This is a genomic window from Polaribacter marinus (genome assembly GCF_022662535.1).
GTDB classification, from domain to species: domain Bacteria; phylum Bacteroidota; class Bacteroidia; order Flavobacteriales; family Flavobacteriaceae; genus Polaribacter; species Polaribacter marinus.
In genome coordinates, this window is record NZ_JAKQYM010000003.1 from 306,692 (window position 1) to 328,204 (window position 21,513).

20 protein-coding genes are annotated in these 21,513 nt (G+C 29.6%); 12 read left to right on the forward strand and 8 right to left on the reverse strand.

Features of this window, described 5'->3' with window-relative positions:
* The first annotated feature begins 193 nt into the window (after positions 1 to 193).
* Positions 194 to 1,546 carry a DEAD/DEAH box helicase gene (locus tag MC378_RS06425; RefSeq protein WP_242177923.1) on the forward strand — a complete coding sequence of 451 codons (1,353 nt, stop codon included), beginning with the start codon at positions 194 to 196 and terminating at the stop codon, positions 1,544 to 1,546.
* Positions 1,546 to 1,911 (forward strand): Na(+)-translocating NADH-quinone reductase subunit F, encoded by a 366-nt coding sequence (locus MC378_RS06430; protein ID WP_242177924.1) that lies wholly within the window; start codon positions 1,546 to 1,548, stop codon positions 1,909 to 1,911. The genes MC378_RS06425 and MC378_RS06430 overlap by 1 nt, the downstream gene beginning before the upstream one ends.
* A 121-nt stretch (positions 1,912 to 2,032) precedes the next feature.
* On the opposite strand, the gene MC378_RS06435 is transcribed toward MC378_RS06430, so the two are convergent.
* Positions 2,033 to 2,884, reverse strand: coding sequence for an OmpA family protein (locus tag MC378_RS06435; protein WP_242177925.1), 852 nt, complete (start codon positions 2,882 to 2,884; stop codon positions 2,033 to 2,035).
* 112 nt (positions 2,885 to 2,996) lie between these two features.
* On the opposite strand from MC378_RS06435, the gene MC378_RS06440 reads away from it, so the two are divergent.
* Both MC378_RS06440 and MC378_RS06445 read left to right on the forward strand, forming a co-directional pair.
* On the forward strand, positions 2,997 to 3,974 hold the full coding sequence (locus MC378_RS06440) for an FAD:protein FMN transferase (protein WP_242177926.1): 978 nt from the start codon (positions 2,997 to 2,999) through the stop codon (positions 3,972 to 3,974).
* 34 nt (positions 3,975 to 4,008) lie between these two features.
* Positions 4,009 to 5,289 carry a hypothetical protein gene (locus MC378_RS06445; RefSeq protein WP_242177927.1) on the forward strand — a complete coding sequence of 427 codons (1,281 nt, stop codon included), beginning with the start codon at positions 4,009 to 4,011 and terminating at the stop codon, positions 5,287 to 5,289.
* Between the two features lie 3 nt (positions 5,290 to 5,292).
* Here MC378_RS06445 and MC378_RS06450 read toward each other — a convergent pair whose 3' ends face one another.
* The 5 genes from MC378_RS06450 to gpmI all read right to left on the reverse strand — a co-directional run bounded on the left by MC378_RS06450 (position 5,293) and on the right by gpmI (position 9,529).
* Positions 5,293 to 6,063 (reverse strand): class I SAM-dependent methyltransferase, encoded by a 771-nt coding sequence (locus MC378_RS06450; RefSeq protein ID WP_242177928.1) that lies wholly within the window; start codon positions 6,061 to 6,063, stop codon positions 5,293 to 5,295.
* Positions 6,064 to 6,196: 133 nt separating this feature from the next.
* Positions 6,197 to 7,006 (reverse strand): type I methionyl aminopeptidase, encoded by an 810-nt coding sequence (gene map, locus MC378_RS06455; protein WP_242177929.1) that lies wholly within the window; start codon positions 7,004 to 7,006, stop codon positions 6,197 to 6,199.
* Between the two features lie 59 nt (positions 7,007 to 7,065).
* Positions 7,066 to 7,467 carry a BT0820 family HAD-type phosphatase gene (locus MC378_RS06460; RefSeq protein ID WP_242177930.1) on the reverse strand — a complete coding sequence of 134 codons (402 nt, stop codon included), beginning with the start codon at positions 7,465 to 7,467 and terminating at the stop codon, positions 7,066 to 7,068.
* Positions 7,468 to 7,470: 3 nt separating this feature from the next.
* Positions 7,471 to 7,995 carry a thioredoxin family protein gene (locus MC378_RS06465; RefSeq protein WP_242177931.1) on the reverse strand — a complete coding sequence of 175 codons (525 nt, stop codon included), beginning with the start codon at positions 7,993 to 7,995 and terminating at the stop codon, positions 7,471 to 7,473.
* Between the two features lie 16 nt (positions 7,996 to 8,011).
* Positions 8,012 to 9,529, reverse strand: a complete 1,518-nt coding sequence (gene gpmI / locus MC378_RS06470; RefSeq protein ID WP_242177932.1) for a 2,3-bisphosphoglycerate-independent phosphoglycerate mutase — start codon at positions 9,527 to 9,529, stop codon at positions 8,012 to 8,014.
* A gap of 218 nt (positions 9,530 to 9,747) precedes the next feature.
* Between gpmI and MC378_RS06475 the strand changes: the two genes are divergently transcribed.
* The 8 genes from MC378_RS06475 (at position 9,748) to MC378_RS06510 (ending at position 17,494) form a co-directional block, all read left to right on the forward strand.
* Complete coding sequence (locus MC378_RS06475; RefSeq protein ID WP_242177933.1) at positions 9,748 to 10,137, forward strand: ankyrin repeat domain-containing protein; 390 nt, start codon at positions 9,748 to 9,750, stop codon at positions 10,135 to 10,137.
* Positions 10,138 to 10,296: 159 nt separating this feature from the next.
* Complete coding sequence (locus tag MC378_RS06480; protein WP_242177934.1) at positions 10,297 to 10,623, forward strand: nucleotide pyrophosphohydrolase; 327 nt, start codon at positions 10,297 to 10,299, stop codon at positions 10,621 to 10,623.
* Positions 10,623 to 10,871, forward strand: coding sequence for a hypothetical protein (locus tag MC378_RS06485; RefSeq protein WP_242177935.1), 249 nt, complete (start codon positions 10,623 to 10,625; stop codon positions 10,869 to 10,871). The genes MC378_RS06480 and MC378_RS06485 overlap by 1 nt, the downstream gene beginning before the upstream one ends.
* Before the next feature lie 195 nt (positions 10,872 to 11,066).
* Positions 11,067 to 12,296: a 3-phosphoshikimate 1-carboxyvinyltransferase gene (locus MC378_RS06490; protein WP_242177936.1), complete on the forward strand. Its 1,230-nt coding sequence runs from the start codon at positions 11,067 to 11,069 to the stop codon at positions 12,294 to 12,296.
* Between the two features lie 72 nt (positions 12,297 to 12,368).
* Entirely contained in the window at positions 12,369 to 13,418 is a 1,050-nt protein-coding gene (gene queA / locus MC378_RS06495) for a tRNA preQ1(34) S-adenosylmethionine ribosyltransferase-isomerase QueA (protein WP_242177937.1), read from the forward strand.
* A 67-nt stretch (positions 13,419 to 13,485) separates the two neighbouring features.
* The gene (rlmN, locus tag MC378_RS06500; protein WP_242177938.1) at positions 13,486 to 14,526 is read left to right on the forward strand and encodes a dual-specificity RNA methyltransferase RlmN; all 1,041 of its coding nucleotides are present in this window, start codon (positions 13,486 to 13,488) and stop codon (positions 14,524 to 14,526) included.
* Positions 14,527 to 14,574: 48 nt separating this feature from the next.
* Positions 14,575 to 15,552, forward strand: a complete 978-nt coding sequence (locus tag MC378_RS06505; RefSeq protein ID WP_242177939.1) for a polyprenyl synthetase family protein — start codon at positions 14,575 to 14,577, stop codon at positions 15,550 to 15,552.
* Positions 15,553 to 15,616: 64 nt separating this feature from the next.
* The gene (locus MC378_RS06510; RefSeq protein ID WP_242177940.1) at positions 15,617 to 17,494 is read left to right on the forward strand and encodes an OmpA family protein; all 1,878 of its coding nucleotides are present in this window, start codon (positions 15,617 to 15,619) and stop codon (positions 17,492 to 17,494) included.
* Here MC378_RS06510 and MC378_RS06515 read toward each other — a convergent pair.
* On the reverse strand, positions 17,487 to 19,895 hold the full coding sequence (locus tag MC378_RS06515; protein WP_242177941.1) for a TonB-dependent receptor: 2,409 nt from the start codon (positions 19,893 to 19,895) through the stop codon (positions 17,487 to 17,489). The genes MC378_RS06510 and MC378_RS06515 overlap by 8 nt on opposite strands.
* 88 nt (positions 19,896 to 19,983) lie before the next feature.
* A complete protein-coding gene (locus MC378_RS06520) occupies positions 19,984 to 21,492 on the reverse strand; it encodes a GH3 auxin-responsive promoter family protein (protein WP_242177942.1) in 1,509 nt (502 codons plus the stop codon).
* Positions 21,493 to 21,513: the final 21 nt, after the last annotated feature.

Consider the following 21,513-nt stretch of genomic DNA (forward strand, 5'->3'; position numbering starts at 1 on the left):
ATAAAGTAGTTTTTTTTTTTCATGATAGTTCCTTTTTAGATTTAAAGATAATACTGATAATAATTTTCTGGATTAGAAAATGTATAGACGGTTTGTTTTTTTATATAGATGGTATTTTAGTTTGCTTTTTTTTAGCAAAGTGATATTGTATCAGCATTTTATAAAACGTACCTTTGCAAAAAAAATTAGTAGAATGACTTTTGAAGAATTAGGTTTATCTAATCAATTACAATATGCTATTGATGACTTGGGTTTTGAAACACCAACGCCAATACAAGCTCAAGCATTTTCTGTAGTTAGATCAGGTAAAGATGTAGTAGGGATTGCGCAAACAGGAACAGGAAAAACTTTTGCGTATATGATGCCAATTTTACGCGATTTAAAATACTCTAAACAACAGCATCCAAGAATTTTAGTTTTAGTGCCCACTCGAGAATTAGTTTTACAAGTGGTAGATGAAATAGAAAAATTAGCAAAATATATAAATGTTCGTGTTTTAGGTGTCTACGGTGGTGCCAATATCAACACACAAAAGCAAGCTATTTTGCAAGGGCAAGATATTATTGTTGCTACTCCAGGACGTTTGTATGATTTAGCGTTAAGTAATGCTCTTAAGTTAAAATCTATTCAGAAATTAGTAATTGATGAGGTAGATGTAATGTTAGATTTAGGTTTCCGCTTTCAGTTGATGAATATTTTTGATGTAATTCCTGAAAGAAGACAAAACATATTGTTTTCTGCAACAATGACAGAAGATGTTAATGATTTAATTTACGACTTCTTTAAATATCCAGAGAAAATTTCTGTTGCAGTTAGTGGAACTCCGTTAGACAATATAGAACAAGTTTCTTATAATGTTCCTAACTTCTTTACAAAAGTAAATTTATTAAATCATTTATTAAGAGATAAAGAAGCCTTTAATAAGGTTTTAATATTTGTGTCTTTTAAAAGAACAGCTGACATGCTTTTTAAGCACTTAGAAGAAGTCTTTGGAAGTGAAACTTGCGTTATCCATTCAAATAAAACTCAGAACTATAGAATACGATCTATAAGACAATTTGATGAAGGAAACAATCGAATTTTGGTAGCTACAGATGTAATGGCACGTGGTTTAGATTTTGATGAAGTTTCTCATGTTATTAATTTTGATACACCGGATTTTCCAGAAAGTTATATGCACAGAATTGGTAGAACAGGACGTGCAGAAAAAGCAGGAAAAACCATTTTATTTTCAACAGAAAAAGAGCAAGAAGGAAAAGAGAAGATAGAAGCATTGATGGATTATGAGATTCCGGTTCTAGAAATTCCAGAAGAAATAGAGATTTCTGAATTACTCACAGAAGATGAACGACCTAGAGAAGATCAAGGGATTTCTAAAAACAGAACAGGTTTAGAATATGTTCCGGGTCCTGCGTTTCACGAAAAGAGCGAGAAGAATAGTAAAACCAATCAAGGAGGTTCTTATAGAAGAGAAATTGCTAAAAAGTATAAGAAGCCAAAAACTAGAGGAGATAAAAACTACAACAAACGTAATAAGAAAAAGTAATGCAGATTTTAACAGTACAAGAATTGCATAATTTGGCAATGAACATTGTTGGTGAAAAGTTAGAGGAAATGGGCTATGAATTTCAAGCAATTAATAGTCAATTAAAAAGACATCCTCAGTTTGTCTTATTTAAAAAAGGAGAACCTACTATTTTTGTATTGGTAAAAGCAACAAATAATATACAGAACCCAATCGAATATGATGTGCTTTGGATGGAAACCTTTAAAGAACATGCTAAAAAACAAAATGCTAAAGTTTGGTTTGCAGGAGTAGGGATAGCCAATGCAGAAAGTGTAGAAAGTCCTGTTTTTAAAGATCAGCCTTACTATGTGGCATTTGATGATTTTATAAAAATAATTAGATAGTTCGTTTTTACAGCCGAACTTCAAGTATTCAATTTCACATCACTTTCTATATAGATTCAAATAAAAAATAAAACCCAACTCTTTAGAGTTGGGTTTTATTTTTTATTTAAAGATGAAGAGACTATTTAGTTGCATCTTGCTCTAATAAATCAAAGAATTGATTTAATTTAGGCATAATGATAATTTTAGTTCTTCTGTTTTTTGCTCTGTTTGCATCAGTATCATTAGGTGCTAATGGTACATATTGACTTCTTCCTGCAGCAATTAATCTTTCTGGTTTTACACCAAATTTGTATTGTAAGATTCTTGTAATAGAAGTAGCTCTCATTGCAGATAAATCCCAGTTGTCTTGTAAGAATTTAGTCTTAATAGTTTTAGAATCTGTATGCCCTTCAATCATAACTTCCATTTCTGGTTGGTCGTTAATTACTTTTGCAATTTTTTCTAAAATAGGAAGCGCTTTTTCTGTTACGTTATAACTAGCGCTTTTAAATAATAACTTGTCAGAGATAGAAATAAATACAACTGTTTTTTCAACGTTTACTTCAATATCTTCATCTTGAATTCCGTTTGTTAAATTCTTGGTTAAGTGATATTTAATGGCAAGGTTTAATGAATCTTTTTGAGTCATTGCTTTTCTTACTCCATTAATATATTTATCTTTTTCACTTAATTGAGAAATTACGTTTTTAATATTATCTGAAGAAGATTGCGTTAAAACGGTTAAGTTTTCTACTTGTTTTAAAGCTGTTTTTTTGTCTTCTTTTAAAGATTTAACTTGTTCTGTTAAAGCAAAAACTTTTGAGTCTTCTTTTTCACTTTCAATCAAACATTTTTGTAAACTCGTTTTTGTTGCAAGTAATTCTTTTTCTGTTTGTTGATTTTTAGTTTCTAATGCTAAATATTCTTTTTTAGACACACAAGAACTAACGATAAACACAGTTAATAAAAGGATTGTTATTTTTTTCATCATTTTAAAATTAAATTGAGTAGACAAATTTAACAAAAAGCTAAGATAAATAACACGATTATCAATTTTTTGTGAAAATTTTATGCACTATTTTTGTTTAAAATTTAACAATTCGATGAAACTCAAAAACCTAAGTCTCTTTTTTACTCTTTTAATTGTTTTTGGCTCTTGTTCAAAAAAAGAAACAGTTCTAAAAGGGTATGTGTTTGGTACCTCTTATAAGATTGCCTACATGGATTCAGAAAATCATCAAAAAGCTTTAGATAGTTTGTTTTATTTAGTTAACAAATCGCTTTCTACCTATATACCCACTTCAGATATTTCTAGAATTAATAAAGGAGATACCACTGTTGTAGTTGATGCTCTTTTTGCAGAAGTTTTTTTGAAATCTAAAGAGATTTATAAAAATACAAATGGATTTTTTGACCCAACAGTAGGTGGTTTGGTAAATGCTTATGGTTTTGGGCCTAAAAAAGAAAAAAAAAATTTATCGGCTAAAGAGGTAAAAGAGTTGATGCAATTTGTTGGTTTTGATAAGGTTTCTTTAATCAATGGAAAAATTAAAAAAGCGCAACCAGAAATGTATTTAGATTTTAATTCTATTGCGAAAGGTTTTGGAATAGATGTTGTAGCTCGTTTCCTAGAATCTAAGAACATAAATAATTATTTAATAGAAATTGGTGGAGAAATTAGGGCAAAAGGAGTAAAAGCCAACCAACAACCATGGATAATACAATTGGTAAATCCTCTAAAAGCAGATACTGGAAATGGATTTAGAAAATTGAATCTTTCTAATAAATCAATGGCTACTTCTGGAAATTACAGAAAATACAGAGTAGATGATAAGGGAAATAAGTATGTACACATTTTAAATCCTAAAACGGGTTTTGCAACAGAAAGCAATCTTTTAAGTGCTTCTGTAATCGCCAAGAAAGATTGTGCTAATGTAGATGCTTATGCAACTGCTTTTATGGCTATGGGATTAGAGCAAACGAAAGCATTTTTAAAAAAGAATAAAGACTTAGAGGTAATTTTATTGTATTCTTTAAAAGACGGTACATTACAAGAATATACGACCTATACTTCTAATTAATAACTTTATTTGTAACTTTAAAACAAAAATAACTATGAAAAAAAGAGTGTTAACATTTTTATGTTTTTTAATGTTTTCTATTGTTAATGCGCAATCTAATAATGAAATAGCAGGGGTTTATATTAAAAGATCTCAACATAGCTTAAATAATCTAGAGTTAGAAAGATCTTTTGAATATTATAAAAAGGCAATGAAATATACAGATAGTATTTCTTCTTCTAATGTTGCTAAGTTAGGCGCCGAAATTCATTATAAGTTAGACTTTTTTGAAGAAGCTCAAAATTACGCAAAACAATATTTTGTATTGGTAGAAGATAGAGAAACCGATGAATATACTCAAATGTTAGAGCTTTTTGTAAATATAAATGAAGAATTAGAAGCTAAAATTGCTGAAGAAAAAAGGAAGGCAGCCATACGAATTAAAGAAATAAAAGAATATCAAAAAATTGATTCTTTAAGAACTGTTTGGAACAACAAATCAGAAGAACTTTCTCTTAAGGTAGATAGTATTTATAAGTTTAATAAAAACAATCTTGCACTCTATACAAAAAATAACAGTTTTGGAGTCATAGATGAAAGAGGTAAAATAATTATTGCAGCTTCTAATTACAAAGACGCCATAAGTTATGAAGGTTTTATCTTATTAAAAGACAAAAAAGAAAACCCAACTAAAATATATTGCTTAAATACAAATAATAAAACGGGTTATTCATTTCCAAAAGTTTCAAGATTTAACTCGAAAGCAACTCATTATGGTAAAATAATGCTGCCTAGAAAAAATGGGATATTGGTTGCTTACCCAAACAATGCTTATGAACCTTTGGTTTACGATTTAAATTTGAAGAAAAGAATAAGAATCTTTAACCAAAAAGAGTTGTTAAAAACATTGAAAAAAAATGATATAATTGATAGATATAATAAAGAAGGAGAGGTTAAGATTAATAAAGAATGGTATAAGTTTGGAGGTGATTTAGGAGGAGGAATCCATCCTTTATATTTCAATAAAAGTTACAAAGTACATTCATTTTTATTTTCTGCGAATGGCAAACTATTACCTACAAGTTTAGGTTATGAATATATTGGTTCTTTTGATAATAATAAGTTAGAATTAATTAAGAATGGAGAAACTATTTGGATTGATAATAAAGGAGCAAAAGTTAATGATCTAAAAGATGAATATGAAGACTATGAAGGAGATTCTAAAATTGTTAAAATAGCTGCTGGTAGATATCAAATTAAAAGAAATAATGTAATTATTCTTGAAGATAAAGAATTAGAAACTATAGAAGCGTTTTTAAGGAGACATAATGAATAATCATTACTCTTTATAACAAACAGGGAGAATTTCTCCTTTCATTAAACAAAATCGCTCTAATTCTTCTGGAGCGATTTTTTTTGTGTAATCTATCTCATCAACCTTAAAACCTATAGATCTTAGTTTGTCAAAATAATCAAGACCATAAACCCTAACATGATCGTATTGTCCAAAAATTTTAGCGCGTTCTTTTTCATCGGTAATCGAATCGTCTTCAAATGTTTTTTCTCTTGATATATCTTGAGGGATTTGAAAAATCCCCATTCCTCCTGGTTTTAAAACACGATATAGTTCTTGCATTGCTTTTGTGTCATTTGTAATATGTTCTAAAACATGATTGCAAAAAACAATGTCAAAAGAGTTTTCATCAAAAGGTAAATCACAAATATCGGCTTTTACATCGGCAATTGGAGATTCTAAATCGGAGGTTATATACTCTAAATTTTTTTGCTTTCTAAAAATGTCTAAAAAACATTGTTCTGGAGCAATGTGTAAGGTTTTTAATGTTTTTTTTGAGGTAAAAAAGGTAGTTTCATCTCTTAGGAATAACCACATTAATCGATGTCTTTCTAAAGATAAGGTTGAAGGTGAAAGTGCATTTTCACGTTGTTTTCCATAACCATAAGGTAAAAATTTTCGAAAAGATTTTCCATCTATAGGATCTGTAAATTTATCACCTTTTAAAGTCAGTGCTATTATGGGGCGTACCCAATAACTAACCTTTATTAACCAAGGTCTTGGGACTGTATTTAAAATGGATTTGAATATAGACAACGGTTGTAATTATTTAAATCTTCTATTAGATAAATATGCCAAAGATTGTTGATTCTTTGGCGTATTTATGGTGTTTAATTTAAAAAGACTTCCAAATTATTGTAATAATAATTAAAAGTATTTATAAATTTTTTTAACTATTTGCTCTAAACTCATCTTCTTCATTACTTTCAATGCCGAAAGCGTCATAAATGTATTTAAACGTAGATAGAAGTTCTGGTTTACCATTTACAATAGCTACATCATGCTCAAAATGAGCAGAAGGTTTGTTGTCTAAGGTTGTAATTGTCCAACCGTCCGAATGTTGTTTTATTTTATGAGTTCCTAAGTTTGTCATAGGTTCTATGGCAACAACCATTCCTTCTACAAATTTCTTTCCTCTTCCTCTTCTTCCATAGTTAGGCATTTCTGGGTCTTCGTGCATTTCGCGTCCTAATCCATGACCTACTAGTTCTCTTACAACACCATATCCGTGATTTTCTGTAAAATTTTGTATCGCAAAACCAACATCACCAACACGGTTTCCTACTTTCAGTTCTCTAATACCAACATACAAACTTTCTTTAGTAACGTCTAATAATTTTTGAATTTCTGCATCAATTTCACCAACAGCAAATGTATATGCATGATCACCATAAAAGCCATTTTTTATAGCACCACAATCTATAGAAATAATATCTCCTTCTATAAGTGGTTTTTTATTTGGAATTCCGTGAACAACTTGTGAGTTTGGGCTCATGCAAAGTGTATTAGGGAAATCGTACAAACCTAAAAAACCAGGAATTGCATTTTGCTCTCTAATAAATTCTTCTGCTAATTTGTCTAAAAATAGTGTGGTAACACCAGGTTTTACTTCTTTTGCAAGCATACCTAATGTTTTAGAAACTACTAACGCACTTTCGCGCATAATTTCTATTTCTTCTTTGGTTTTTACCTTAATCATTATAAAAAAAATTAAAGTGCAAAGTTACTATATTTTATAGAATTAACCCTTAGTTATTGCTATTTGAAAAAAAAGAAAAATCCTTTCCTCTTTTTTATTTCTGGTTCGTAATTAAGGATTAGCTTGTGAATTTTTGTCCAACCTAAAAAACCACCAATGTTTCTATCGTCAATAAAAAAGTCTGCATGAATCTTTCTACTATATTTTTCGTTAAAGATTTCTTCTGGAAAACTTTTGTTTACAGCATAAAAATCAATTCCATTTTTTTTGCAAAAAGCAACAGCTTCCTCTAGTTTAGAGCCTGTTCTATAGGTCCATAAAATTAAACGATGCCCTTGAGATTGTAGATTTTTTAATGTATCAAAAGCAAATAGCATTGGTTTTCCAATACTCGGATAAGCATCTTCTACAATGGTTCCATCAAAATCTACAGCAATAATGAAAGCGTTTTTAGGGAGCATTAATTATTTGTCGTAAGAATGTTTATATGTTTTTCCTGAAACAATTTTTAAGATGTCTTTTTCTATACTTTCACGAGCATATTCTACATAACGTCCAACTTCTTTACCTTTTTTGTAAAAAATAAATGTTGGAACCCTTTTAATGTCTAAGCCTTCTTGTAAGTTGTCTGGAGTTTTTTTACTTCTATTTACAGTAACTAATTCTACATTTTTTAGATCAAAACCAGCTTCTTCTAAAACTTTGAAAAAGCGAGGTGTTTCTCTTTTACTATCTCCACACCAAGTACCCATAAAACCTTTTATTTTATATCCTTTAAGTGCTTTTTTTAGAGAGTTAATTGTAGCTTGATCTGTTTTGTAGCTTTCGTAATTTCTATTAAACCAACCTTTATAGGCATCATCAGAGAACGATTCTTTGTTTGCAATACCAACTAAATCTCCTGATTTGTTTTTTGTCGCAGTTACTTTTTGCTGTGCATTACAAGATGTTAAGACTCCTAAGATTGCTATTAAAACTAATTTTTTCATTTTATTTGTTTTTGTATTATAAAAGTGATTTTTGTGTCATTTCTTTAGGTTGCTTAACTTGCATTAAGTCTAGTATTGTCGGAGCAATATCGCCCAAGATACCATTTTTTATTGATTTGATTTCTTTGTCAATTAAAATAAAAGGTACTGGATTTGTTGTGTGTGAAGTATGAGGACTTCCGTCAGGATTCATCATTGTTTCACAATTACCATGATCTGCAATTAATAAAGTAGAATATCCATTTGCTAAACCTGTTTCTATTACTTCTTTGGCACATTTATCTACAGTTTCGCAAGCTTTTATGGCAGCTTCCATAATTCCGGTATGCCCAACCATGTCTCCATTTGCAAAATTTAAACAAACAAAATCTGCTTCTTGTTTTTTCAATTCTATACAAAGAGCTTCTGCTAATTCGTTTGCACTCATCTCTGGTTTTAAATCGTATGTGGCAACTTTTGGTGAGTTTTTCAATATTCTAGTTTCACCCTTAAAAGGAGCCTCTTGTCCACCCGAAAAGAAAAAGGTTACGTGTGGATACTTTTCTGTTTCCGCAATTCTAATTTGTTTTTTACCTGCATCAGATAAAACTTCTCCTAAAGTATTTTTAATATTAGCGGTATTGTAAATTACATGTATTCCTTTAAAACGTTCATCATATAAAGTAATGGTTGTAAAGTATAAGTCTAATTTTTTCATTCCAAATTCAGGAAAATCATTTTGAGTTAAAGCATTTGTTAATTCTCTTCCCCTGTCTGTTCTATAGTTGAAAAATAAAACAACATCACCTTCTTTAATTTTTGATTTAGGTGATCCATCTTTATTGGTTACAATAATCGATTTGTGAAATTCATCAGTTAAACCCGCTTCGTAATTTGACTTAATGCTTGCAACTGGATCTGTCGTTTTTGTTCCAATTCCATTTACCATTCCATCGTAGGCTTCTTTAATACGCTCCCAACGATTGTCTCTATCCATGGCATAATAACGTCCGGTAACAGAGGCTAATTCTCCGGTACTTTGTTGCATGTATTCTTGTATGTCATTTATGAAATAAGCACCAGATTTTGGGTCGCAATCACGTCCATCTGTAAAAGCATGTAAGAAAACATTTTGAACATTATTTTCTTTAGCAACATCTAAAATTCCTTTTAAATGATTGATATGAGAGTGAATTCCACCATTAGAAACTAAGCCAAGTAAGTGAACGTCTTTGTTGTTTTCTTTGGCATAATTTAAAGTATCTATTAAAGCTTTTTCTTTTCCTAAAGTTTTTTCTTTTACTGCTTTGTTAATGCGTGCTAAATTTTGATATACAATTCTACCTGCACCTAAATTCATGTGACCAACCTCAGAATTACCCATTTGCCCTTCTGGTAAGCCAACATATTCTCCATCAGTCCTTAATTGTGCATGCGGATATTTATCATATAAAGAATTTATATATGGTGTTTTTGCTTTGTATATAGCAGATACTTTTGGGTCTTGTGTAATTCCCCATCCATCTAAAATCATTAAGATAACTTTCTTGCTCATTGTTCTGTTTTATTCAGTAAAAATAAGAAAGATTTTTGTCTTCTATTTATAATTTTACGAAACCGATAGCGTAAAACTGTTTTTAATTATGATTTTATTAACCTTTTAAGATATTTTGTTAAACACTTGTTAATAATGGGTTGTTAATGAAACATTTAAATTTAATGAAGGTCTATTAAATATAACAAACAATTTATATAAATTAAAAATTTACAATCATGAAAAAATTAATTCTACCAATGTTCGCATGTTTATTTGCGATTACAACTGTAACTGCTAATTCTTTAAAAAATCCAATCAAAGAAAATAACACAGCAATTACTGCTTCCTCTTTTAATGTAAGTTCTTTTTGTAAGCTGATTCAAATGGGAAACTATGAAGCGGTAAAATCTTTAATTGAAGCAGGGGAAAATGTAAATAAAAAATCGAATGGTTTAACACCTTTAATGTTTGCAGCAAGGCATAACCAAGCAAAAATAGCTAAACTTTTAATAGACAACGGTGCAAAATTAAAAGTGAAATCGGATAAAGGAAATTTAACAGCATTAACAATAGCAAAAAGATCTAAAGCAAAAGAAGCTTTTAAAGTAATTAAATCGGCGCTTTAACTAAGAGTATATTTATTGAATGTAATAGAAGATCGCTTTTTAAGCGATCTTCTATTGTTTTAATTTATTATCATTTCTAAGTTAATGAAGTAAACTGAATAACTTCAGAACCTTTATCTTTGTACCTTTAATTTTTTTCAATCTTAAAAAGAATAAAAAATGAATATAGAAAACGCACAAAAACAAGTTGATGATTGGATTAAAAATCACGGAGTTCGTTATTTTAATGAGCTCACCAATATGGCACAACTAACGGAAGAAGTTGGAGAAGTTGCACGTATTATTGCAAGACGTTATGGAGAGCAAAGCGAAAAAGAATCGGATAAGAACAAAGACTTAGGCGAAGAGTTAGCCGATGTTATGTTTGTGGTTTTATGTTTGGCAAACCAAACAGGTATTAATTTGCAAGATGCTTTTGAAAAAAAATTAGATATCAAGACAAAACGAGATCATGATCGTCATCATAATAATCAAAAACTAAAATAATGAGTTTATTAACTAAAATACAGAAGCCAGAATTTTGGCCTAACTTTTTAAAAATTGCACTTCCTTTTTTTATAATTGTTACCCTAATTTCTCTATTTATGAATAGTTGGAGAGAAATTTTTGCAGGTGATTTTGCAACGGTTTCTAAAGTAAATTTTGAAGAAGGAAAGTGGATGAGTTTTTTTGGAATTAAAGTGGTTATAAGTTTTGTGTATGGTTTGTACGTTACCAATAAAAACATGAAATAGTTTCTTAAAAATCATTCATTACTTTCGTTTTTTTCCTTCTTTTAAGGTTAAAATATTAGCGAGAAACTTTGGTAGCATTTTTTTGTGTATTAACTTTGACATTTACAGATGTAAATATGCAAATAGTTAGAAAAGTTATTTTTTTAGGTTAACTAGTTGTCATTAGAAATTTAAAAAAATAAAATCAATTTTAGAATGGATATATTATTACAAGGTTTATCAAATAAAAAAATAAACGAAAAAATTACCATATCTGGTTCTAAAAGTGAATCTAATCGATTACTAATTTTACAAAATTTATTTTCAGAAATTTCTATTGAAAATTTATCTGATTCTGATGATTCTGTACACATGCAACATGCACTTTCTACAAAAGATGAAGTCATAAATATTGGTCATGCTGGTACAGCAATGCGTTTTTTAACTTCTTATTTTGCTGTAAAAGAAGGAAGAGAAGTTGTGCTTACGGGATCTGAAAGAATGCAAAACAGGCCCATAGAAATTTTGGTAAATGCTTTAAAAGATTTAGGAGCAATTATTTCTTATGAAGCCAAAGTAGGATATCCGCCAATTAGAATTAAAGGAACAAAAATTGTAAAGGATAAAGTACAAATTAATGGAAATGTTAGTAGTCAATATATTTCTTCTTTATTGTTAGTTGCATCCAAATTAGAAAATGGATTAGAATTAGAATTAATCGGAAAAATTACTTCTATTCCATACATAAATATGACCTTGAGTTTGTTAAATCAATTAAAGATTGAAACAAGTTTTAAAGAGAATATTATTAAAGTTTATCCTAAGAAAACGATTAAAAAACAAACAATAGTTGTAGAATCTGATTGGTCTTCTGCTAGTTATTTTTATTCAATAATTGCTTTGGCTGATATTGACTCAGAAATTAAATTGTCTGCCTATAAAAATGAAAGTTTACAAGGAGATTCTTGTTTGGCAGAAATCTATCAACATTTTGGAGTAAAAACTAGTTTTGGTCAAGATTTTGTCACCTTAAAAAAGGTACGTCAAACAAAGAGAGAAACATTAGAAATCGATTTAAAAAATGCTCCTGATATAGCGCAAACTATTGCTGTAACTTGTTTTGCAGAAAAGGTGGCGTGTAACTTAACAGGTTTGCATACCTTAAAGATTAAAGAAACAGATAGATTAGAAGCCTTAAAAGAAGAATTGACTAATTTAGGGGCAACTATTTCTGTGACAGATAAAAGTTTACACTTAGAGAAATCCGTAAAAATAAACCCTAATATTTCTATAAAAACCTATAATGACCATAGAATGGCAATGGCATTTGCGCCTTTGTGTTTAAGGGTTCCTATTAAAATTTTAAATGCAGAAGTGGTTACAAAGTCGTATCAAAAATTTTGGGAAGACATGAAGCAATTAGGAATTAAAATTGAAGAACTGTAAATTAAACAGTTAAACACTTGACAACGCCTATTTCGATATCGTATCTTTGCCGCTTTTAGAAGATATATACATATGAAATTATCACACTTTGAATTTGAATTGCCAGAAGAATTGTTAGCAACTTATCCTGCAGAACATAGAGATGAATCTCGTTTGATGGTATTAAACAGAAAAGAACAAACTATAGAGCATAAATTGTTTAAAGATGTTATAGATTACTTTGAAGAAGGTGATGTTATGATGTTAAACAATACAAAGGTTTTTCCTGCTAGAATGTTTGGGAACAAAGAAAAAACAGGGGCAAGAATTGAAGTTTTTTTATTAAGAGAACTAAATGCAGAAAATAGATTGTGGGATGTTTTAGTAGATCCTGCAAGAAAAATAAGAATTGGTAACAAATTGTTTTTTGGAGAAGATGATAGTTTAGTAGCTGAGGTTATAGACAACACAACATCTAGAGGAAGAACTTTACGTTTCTTATTTGATGGTTCTTACGAAGAATTTAGAGCAAAATTATTAGAATTAGGTGAAACACCATTGCCAAAATCTATTAATAGAGAAGTAGAAGCTTCAGATGAAGAACGTTATCAAACAATTTTTGCAAAAGAAGAAGGAGCAGTAGCTGCACCAACAGCAGGTTTGCATTTTTCTAAACACTTAATGAAACGTTTAGAAATTAAAGGAGTAGATTTTGCAGAAATGACTTTACATGTTGGTTTAGGTACATTTAGCCCTGTAGAGGTTGAAGACTTATCTAAACATAAGATGGATTCAGAACAAATTGTAATACCAGCAGCAACCGCAGATAAAATTAACAAAGCAAAAATAGAAAAAAGAAGAATTTGTGCAGTAGGTACCACAGTAATGAGAACTGTAGAATCTGCTGTTTCTTCTAAACAAGAATTAAATGCTTTTGAAGGATGGACCAATAAATTTATTTTTCCTCCTTATGAATTTAGTATTGCAAATTGTATGATTACAAATTTACACCCACCAAAATCTACATTAATGATGCAGGCAGCTGCATTTGGAGGATATGACTTTGTAATGGAAGCTTATAAAGAAGCTATTAAAGAAGGATATAAATTCTCTACTTACGGAGATGCAATGTTAATTATATAATTCAATTTTTTATTGAAAACTTAAAACCTCGCAAGTTTCTTGTGAGGTTTTGTATTTTTGCAAACAGATGAAACCAAAAAAGAAAGACATAAGAGCTTTAACTAAAGAACAATTACGCGATTTTTTTGTAGAAAATGGCGATAAAGCTTTTCGAGGAAATCAAGTGTATGAATGGCTTTGGAGCAAATCTTTACATACTTTTGAAGACATGACAAACATTTCTAAAGAAACCAGAGAAATGTTAGAGGCAAACTTTGTTATTAATCATATCAAAGTAGATTCTATGCAAAAAAGTAATGATGGAACCATAAAAAACGGAATTAAACTACATGATGGTTTAATTGTTGAATCGGTTTTAATTCCTACAGAAAAAAGAACAACAGCCTGTGTTTCTAGTCAAGTTGGTTGTAGTTTAGATTGCAAATTTTGTGCAACTGCACGTTTAAAAAGAATGCGAAATCTAAATCCTGATGAAATTTACGATCAAGTGGTTGTTATAGACAAACAAAGTAGATTGTATCATAATCATAAATTAACAAACATTGTTTTTATGGGAATGGGAGAGCCTTTGATGAACTATAAAAATGTAATGAAATCTATAGAGATGATTACCTCTCCAGAAGGCTTAGGGATGTCGTCAAAAAGAATTACAGTTTCTACTTCTGGTGTACCTAAAATGATAAAGATGATGGCAGATGAAGAAGTGAAATTTAACTTAGCGGTTTCTTTACACTCTGCAATAGATGAGGTTAGAACTTCAATAATGCCTTTTAACACCAACTTTCCTTTAAAAGATTTACGCGAATCTTTAGAGTATTGGTACGAAAAAACAAAACGAGCAATTACTTATGAGTACATTGTTTGGGGAGGAATTAACGATAGAAAAGAAGATATAAAAGCCTTAGTAGACTTTTGTAAGGCGGTACCTTGTAAAGTAAATTTAATAGAATACAACCCTATTGATGATGGTGAATTTCAACAAGCTAATCCATCTACAATAAACAATTATATTTCTAATCTAGAAATGCATGATATTACTGTAAACGTAAGAAGAAGTAGGGGGAAAGATATTGATGCAGCTTGTGGACAATTGGCTAATAAATCTTAATTTATTTTGTATTTTTGACTTTCAGCTTCTGAAACAACTTCAGCATAAATGAACTTAGTAGAGCAAATAAAACTTCCCATTTTAACAGAAATGGAACTCTTTGAAAAAAAATTCAAAGATTCTATGCTTTCTAAAGTCCCTTTATTAAACAGAATTACTTATTATATTGTTCGTAGAAAAGGAAAACAAATGCGACCAATGTTTGTTTTTTTGGTGGCAAAAATGGTTTCTGACGGAGGTTTTGATGAAAGAACTTATAGGGGAGCTTCTGTAGTAGAGTTAATTCATACTGCAACTTTAGTGCATGATGATGTGGTAGATGAAAGTAATCGAAGAAGAGGTTTTTTCTCTGTAAATGCACTTTGGAAGAATAAGATTGCAGTTTTAGTGGGCGATTTTTTATTGTCTAAAGGATTGCTTTTATCAATAGATAATGAGGATTTTGATTTGCTAAAATTAATCTCAATTGCGGTTCGCGAAATGAGTGAAGGTGAATTACTTCAAATAGAAAAAGCTAGAAAATTAGATATTACAGAAGATGTTTATTTTGATATCATTCGTCAGAAAACAGCAACTTTAATTGCTGCTTGTTGCGGAATTGGAGCAGCTTCTGTTGGAGCTAACCAAGAAACAATTCAGCAAATGAGAAAATTTGGAGAATATATTGGTATTGCTTTTCAAATCAAAGATGATTTATTCGATTATTCTGATGAAAAAATTGGAAAACCAACAGGTATTGATATTAAAGAACAAAAAATGACTCTGCCTTTAATTTATACTTTAAATAATTGTTCTTCAAAAGAAAAGGCTTGGTTAATCAACTCTATAAAAAAACATAATAAAGACAAAAAACGCGTTAAAGAAGTTATTGCTTTTGTAAAACAAAATGGAGGTATAGAGTATACAACTATTAAAATGAATGACTACAAAACGAAAGCAATTGCTATTTTAGAAAACTATCCAAAATCAGCCTACAAAAACTCTCTTTTGCAAATGATAAATTACGTTGTAGAGCGTAAAATTTAGATTTCTAAACATATTTTTTTTAGTATTTTTGAGAGATTAATGAATCCTGATGAATCAAAATGCTATGAAAAAATACTATTTCTTAATTGTCATTTTATTTTTTCCTCTTTTATCTCTACAAGCACAAAGTACTTTTGATATTGTTTTTTCTCAAAACTCAATTCATGACAACAGATGTACTTATTTTAATAATTATTTCGAAAAATTGCCAAAAGAGGTGCGCTTTTCTATTGCTAGAGAAGGAAATAAGCTTTACTTAGAAGTTACAGATAAAGCTTGGGCACTCAAGCTATTTAAAAAATCTGGAGATGGAATTGCAGTTGATGTTGTTTCAAAATCTAGGTATAAATGTGGCGAAAGTATAGAGGAAACTCAAATTCGGGGTACGCTATTAAAACCTATTTATGCTAAGCAATTGGTAAGGGGGTTTCAACCAAGTAAGGGAAATAGATTTAGGGTTTTTGTAGGTACAGTTCCAGAAAAATTAAAAAATCAAGAGTTAGAGTTTAACTTGTTATTTTTGAATAACAGAGTTCTTTGTAGGTATCAAAAAACTTATAATTTAGAAACTTATCCTTGGGATTTACTTGATATGGGGATTTATTTAGATTCACTTAGCTATAAGTCTAAGAAAATTACGAATACGAAAGATAAGTTTATTACCAAATACAAAAGGATGAAGTTTGTCATCCCTTTTCAAAAAAACAAATCAGAATATTTACCTAAAGATATAAAACCATTATACGATTCTTTAAAATTGACAGATTTTAATATCAAGAAGATTAAAATCAATGCATATTCGTCTATCGAAGGAAGTTTAGAAAGAAACATAGAATTACAAAAACAGCGCGCAAATAGTATTGCTAAATCGTTACAATCTTTTCAAAAGCCAGATATCATTACAGAGGTTTATTCTTCGGAAAACTGGGTAGAGTTTTTAAATGATGTTTCTAAAAGTAAGTTTAAACATTTGAAAAAATTAAGCAAGCAGGAAATAAAGAAACAAGTTGTAGGTTCGGTTTCTAATGAGTTAGAAGTCTATTTAAAATACCACAGAAAAGCAGTTGTAATTTTAGATTTAGAAAAGAAAGATAAATATAAAGAAATGACAACAAGTACTTTAATTTCTAAGTTTAAGAACTTAATAAAGGAGGATAATTTAGAAGAGGCTTTAGTTGTTCAAAATTCTATTTTCGAAAAACTAAAATTAGAGAAATCTCCTAACAAGTTAAGAGAATTAAAGGTGCCAAATCAAATCAAATTTATTCCAATTTTAAATAAAAATAGTATTTTTTATTATTTGTTAAATGTAAGTTACTCAAAAATAGCTTTTGATGAATTAAAGAAACTTGAGAAACTTGATCCAAATAATAAAAGAATTAAGTACAATTTGGTGGTGGTAAAATTTATTATTTGGAGGTATAATTGGGAACAAATAAAAGAATCAGCATTTGAAAAAGAAATATTAGAGCTTAAAAAATATGGCATTCAACAAGAACTAATTGATAGAATGCTGGTAAATTTTCATATTGTAAAAGCAGAAAAAAATATGAAAGCAAGAAAGTATGATGAAAAAGATAATTCTGTTGAATTTATAATAGATACCTACGAAAATTTTAATCTTTCTAATTATGATTATTTAAGCTTAGCGCAGTTTTTAACATACTATTCTAACATAGATGATGCTACTGATTTATTAGATGAAAAAGTTAGAACAATAACTGTTGATGAAGATTTATTGTTCTATTATTTAAATTTAACAATTACAAATAAATTTAACGTTGCCTCGGATAATTATAGAACAATAATGTTAAATGCAATTAACATGAGCACCAAGAGGTTTTGTAAATTATTTAATTCATCATTAAATGAAGGAGTTACTTTTCAATTATTAGATAATATCTATTTAAACAATACGTATTGCGAAAGCTGTCTTAAATAGTTGCCTTTAGAGAAATCACAAAATTTCTACCTGGGGCAACAATTCCAGAACTATAAGGTAAATAACGTTTATCGGTTAAGTTTTCTAATCCTGTTGATATTAATAAATTATCTGTAAATCGATAAGAAGTTTTTATGTTTAAAGTCAACCATGAAGGTGAATATGGATTTCCATTTTCATCGACAGCATATATATAATCTTTAGATTTTTCGCTGTCCGGAAGATCTTCAAAAGCAACAGAGCCACTGTAGTTTAGGTAGAGTTGTGTTTTTAGTTTATTAGTATTGTAAGATAAACGAGTTGTCCCAAACCAAGGAGCGGCATGTCTAGAAGGACTTTTATCTCCATTATCTAATTCTTCTTCTCCCTTTTGATAATTGAAGTCTGATGATAGCCCTAAACCTTCTCCAAGATCCATTTCAAAACTTGTTTGCAAACCATACACATTTGCATTTGCTGCGTTTTGTATTGCTTGTATATTACTCAATTCTCCATCGTATACAATTTCAGTTAATCCGTTTAAAGTATAATCTCTTCTAACTAAAGCATCTTTAAGGTTTGTGTAAAAACCAGTTACTTCTAGTTTTAAAAAGTCGCCAAAAGTTTTAGCAATAGAAACGTCTGTATTATAAGCATATTCTGCTTTTAAATCAGGGTTAGGAACAACTACAGAACCTGGTTCTGAGTCAAAAACCTTACCCACATCATCTACGTTAGGAGAACGAAATGCTGTTGAGAAATTGGCACTTAAGTACCAATCTTTTCTAGGCTTAAAAACCAAACCAAGGCTACCTGTTAAGGCTCCGTCTTTTATAGCTGCTTCGGTAAAAGGAAAGGGATAAAAAGTAGTGTCAAAAGTGGCGTTTAAACTATAAAAATTATAACGTAAACCTGATTGTAAAATCCATTTTTTAGAAAAATCATATTGATTTGAAACATAAAAACCTAGTGAAGACCAATTAGAATCTGGGTATCTACTAGCTCCTTTTTCAGAGACATTTGTGTCAATATTAGTGTTAATTCCTGTTGAATTTACATCATTAAAAACATATTCTGCCCCATAAAATAATTTGCTTTTTGAGTTTAAAGATTTGGTGAAATCTAAATTTGTAGAATAGGCATCTACTTTTTCTATTCTTGTTTCCCTTAAATTATCATTAAAGTCTCTACTAATTCTGCTTTCTTCAAATTTTTGATAAGTTACTCTAAGAGTTACATCATCATAAAAAGAGGTATTTCCTTTTTTATTGATTTCAAAATTATTCATCAACCATTTTTGGGGTCCGTAATCCCATTCACCATAACGTGGATTTCCATTTTTAGTTCTTAAATGTCTGTCGTATCTAGAGTAGCTAGAGGTTTCAGAAAAATGAAAACCATATTCAAAGTTCCAGTTATTATTGGGTTTAAATCGAACCTTTTGCATTAAATTGGTTTGCGTATACCCAGAAGGATTTTGAATTTTAGGATTTTTATTAGTAATAACAACATCTTGATTGTTTTGTCTTTCTACATAAACGTTTCTTAAATACTCATCAGGTCCGTTACTTCCCATTCTTAAATCACCATAATCATTGTAGCTGATACTTGTAATAAATGCCCATTTTTTAAATCCTAAATTAAAATCAGCATGATAAGTTTTTTCTTCATTTGCAGATGAAAATCTAGTAAAAGCATTTCCGGTAATGAAGGTTTCGTCATCTAAGGAAAAATTAGGTGTTAAAGTTTTAAAACTCATAACAGCACCAATTGCATCACTACCATAAATTACAGATCCTGGGCCAAAAATTATTTCTGTTTCTTCTATAGAAAAAGGGTCTATAGAAATCACATTTTGAATATTACCAGCTCTAAAAATGGCGTTATTCATTCTAACACCGTCAATGGTATATAATAATCGGTTGGTAGCAAAACCTCTAATCATAGGACTTCCTCCACCTTGTTGACTTTTCTGTATAAAAACTTTCCCAGAAACGGTAAGAAGATCTGCTGCTGTTTGTGTGTTTATTAATTCTACATCCTTTGGTGAAATTATAGAAACTTTGGTGGCTAAATCAGAAGTTTTTTGTTTCCATTTAGAAGCAGAAATTACAATTTCGTCAGTTTTTAATACTGTAGAGGTTAATTGTATTAGAAAATTATTTTTTTCTAAATCGTGATAACTTTTAAATTGAGTTTTAAAACCTAGAAATCGTATTTCTAATAATGTAGCATTTTTAAAGGCACTAATATCTGCTTGTCCTTTTCCGTTTGTGGTAACGTAGTTGTTGGTTGATTTGTTAAAAATAGTTACTTGATCTAAATGTTCTTTGGTTTCTTTATTAATTACTGTTGTAATTTGTGCTTTAGATGAAAAACTAAGTAAAAAGAGTAAGAAAATAAATGCTATTTTTTTAATCATTATAGGTTTTTTGGAGTTGATAAATTTTAAGTTTATTTATCAAAAATCGTGCCTTAACAAGAAGAATAAAAAATATTTTACAAGAAGTTTAGAAGTTTAATAATTCTTCTACAAAATCTCTAGAATTAGATAAGCGTGGTACTTTGTGTTGACCACCTAATTTTTTCTTTTTCTTTAACCAATCGTAAAATAAACCTGGTCTTGCTTTGTGAATTTTGGGTAAAGCTAAAGTCATATTTTGATAGCGTTTGGCTTCATAATCTGAATTTATGGATTTTAAAGCGTTGTCTAAAATTTCGGTAAAATAATCCATACTTCTAGGAGCTTTTTCAAACTCAATAATCCATTCATGACCCCCATTTTTCTTTTCATTCATAAAAATAGGACCTACGGTATATTCTTTAATATTTGCATTGGTTTTTTCGCAAGCAAGTTTTAATGCTTCTTCTGCATTTTCAATAATCAATTCTTCTCCAAAAACATTGATATGATGTTTTGTGCGACCTGTAATTTTAATTCTGTATGGATTTGTAGATGTAAACTTAATTGTATCACCAATTAAATAACGCCACAAACCACCATTTGTAGTAATTAAAATAGCGTAATTGATATCTTTTTTTACTTTAGAAAGTGGAATTGCTTTTGAGTTTTCGCCGTCATAAGTATCCATTGGAATAAACTCATAGAAAATTCCGTAATCTAACATTAGTAATAATTCTTTAGAACCGTTTCTATCTTGAATTGCAAAAAAACCTTCAGAAGCATTGTAGGTTTCGTAATATTTAAAATCGGCTTTTGGAATTAGTTTTTTATACTGTTCTCTGTAAGGATTAAAGTTTACTCCTCCATGAAAATATACTTCTAAGTTAGGCCAAACTTCTAAAATATTGTCTTTCCCTGTTTTTTCTAAAATTCTATTTAACAAAACCAGCATCCAAGAAGGAACACCAACCAAACTGGTAATATTTTCGTTAATAGTTTCATCAATAATAGCTTCCATTTTGGTTTCCCATTCCGACATTAAAGCAACTTCTTGAGTTGGAGCAGAGCTAAAATCGGCCCAAAAAGGCATGTTTTCTATAATAATTGCAGAGAGATCTCCAAAGTAAGAATTATTGTCTTTATATACATCAGAACTACCTCCTAAGCGCAACCCTTTCCCTGTAAAAAGTTGTGTGTCTTCATTATTATTAATGTACAAACACAACATGTCTTTCCCTGCTTTTAAATGACAATATTCTAAAGCTTCATCACTTACTGGAATAAACTTACTTTTTGCATTAGTGGTTCCGCTACTTTTTGCAAACCACTTAATGGGTGTTGGCCAAAATAAATTTTGTTCTCCTTTTCTACATCTTTCTATTAATGGTTCAAAGGTTTCGTATTTTTGAATGGGTACTTTCTCTGAAAACTCTGTATAATTTTTAATTGAAGAAAAATGGTGTTTTTTACCAAATTCAGTTTTTTTTGCAGTGTTAATTAGTCGTAATAATAATTCTTCTTGAACATCTACAGGATACTTTAAAAACAACTCAATTTGATGTTTTCGTTTCTTTAGAAACCAAGAAATTATTGAATTGATAATCTGAAACGCCATAGAAATTCGTAAATTTGTTTT

What these genes read in the sequence shown, in the direction of transcription:
- MC378_RS06425 (WP_242177923.1), top strand. Translation starts at nt 194, where the DNA reads ATGACTTTTGAAGAATTAGGTTTATCTAATCAATTACAATATGCTATT.
- MC378_RS06485 (WP_242177935.1), top strand. Translation starts at nt 10,623, where the DNA reads ATGAGTTTATTAACTAAAATACAGAAGCCAGAATTTTGGCCTAACTTT.
- rlmN (WP_242177938.1), top strand. Translation starts at nt 13,486, where the DNA reads ATGAAACCAAAAAAGAAAGACATAAGAGCTTTAACTAAAGAACAATTA.
- MC378_RS06465 (WP_242177931.1), bottom strand. Translation starts at nt 7,995, where the DNA reads ATGAAAAAATTAGTTTTAATAGCAATCTTAGGAGTCTTAACATCTTGT.
- MC378_RS06510 (WP_242177940.1), top strand. Translation starts at nt 15,617, where the DNA reads ATGAAAAAATACTATTTCTTAATTGTCATTTTATTTTTTCCTCTTTTA.
- MC378_RS06460 (WP_242177930.1), bottom strand. Translation starts at nt 7,467, where the DNA reads ATGCTCCCTAAAAACGCTTTCATTATTGCTGTAGATTTTGATGGAACC.
- MC378_RS06445 (WP_242177927.1), top strand. Translation starts at nt 4,009, where the DNA reads ATGAAAAAAAGAGTGTTAACATTTTTATGTTTTTTAATGTTTTCTATT.
- MC378_RS06505 (WP_242177939.1), top strand. Translation starts at nt 14,575, where the DNA reads ATGAACTTAGTAGAGCAAATAAAACTTCCCATTTTAACAGAAATGGAA.
- gpmI (WP_242177932.1), bottom strand. Translation starts at nt 9,529, where the DNA reads ATGAGCAAGAAAGTTATCTTAATGATTTTAGATGGATGGGGAATTACA.
- map (WP_242177929.1), bottom strand. Translation starts at nt 7,006, where the DNA reads ATGATTAAGGTAAAAACCAAAGAAGAAATAGAAATTATGCGCGAAAGT.
- MC378_RS06430 (WP_242177924.1), top strand. Translation starts at nt 1,546, where the DNA reads ATGCAGATTTTAACAGTACAAGAATTGCATAATTTGGCAATGAACATT.
- MC378_RS06520 (WP_242177942.1), bottom strand. Translation starts at nt 21,492, where the DNA reads ATGGCGTTTCAGATTATCAATTCAATAATTTCTTGGTTTCTAAAGAAA.
- queA (WP_242177937.1), top strand. Translation starts at nt 12,369, where the DNA reads ATGAAATTATCACACTTTGAATTTGAATTGCCAGAAGAATTGTTAGCA.
- MC378_RS06490 (WP_242177936.1), top strand. Translation starts at nt 11,067, where the DNA reads ATGGATATATTATTACAAGGTTTATCAAATAAAAAAATAAACGAAAAA.
- MC378_RS06440 (WP_242177926.1), top strand. Translation starts at nt 2,997, where the DNA reads ATGAAACTCAAAAACCTAAGTCTCTTTTTTACTCTTTTAATTGTTTTT.
- MC378_RS06515 (WP_242177941.1), bottom strand. Translation starts at nt 19,895, where the DNA reads ATGATTAAAAAAATAGCATTTATTTTCTTACTCTTTTTACTTAGTTTT.
- MC378_RS06435 (WP_242177925.1), bottom strand. Translation starts at nt 2,884, where the DNA reads ATGATGAAAAAAATAACAATCCTTTTATTAACTGTGTTTATCGTTAGT.
- MC378_RS06475 (WP_242177933.1), top strand. Translation starts at nt 9,748, where the DNA reads ATGAAAAAATTAATTCTACCAATGTTCGCATGTTTATTTGCGATTACA.
- MC378_RS06480 (WP_242177934.1), top strand. Translation starts at nt 10,297, where the DNA reads ATGAATATAGAAAACGCACAAAAACAAGTTGATGATTGGATTAAAAAT.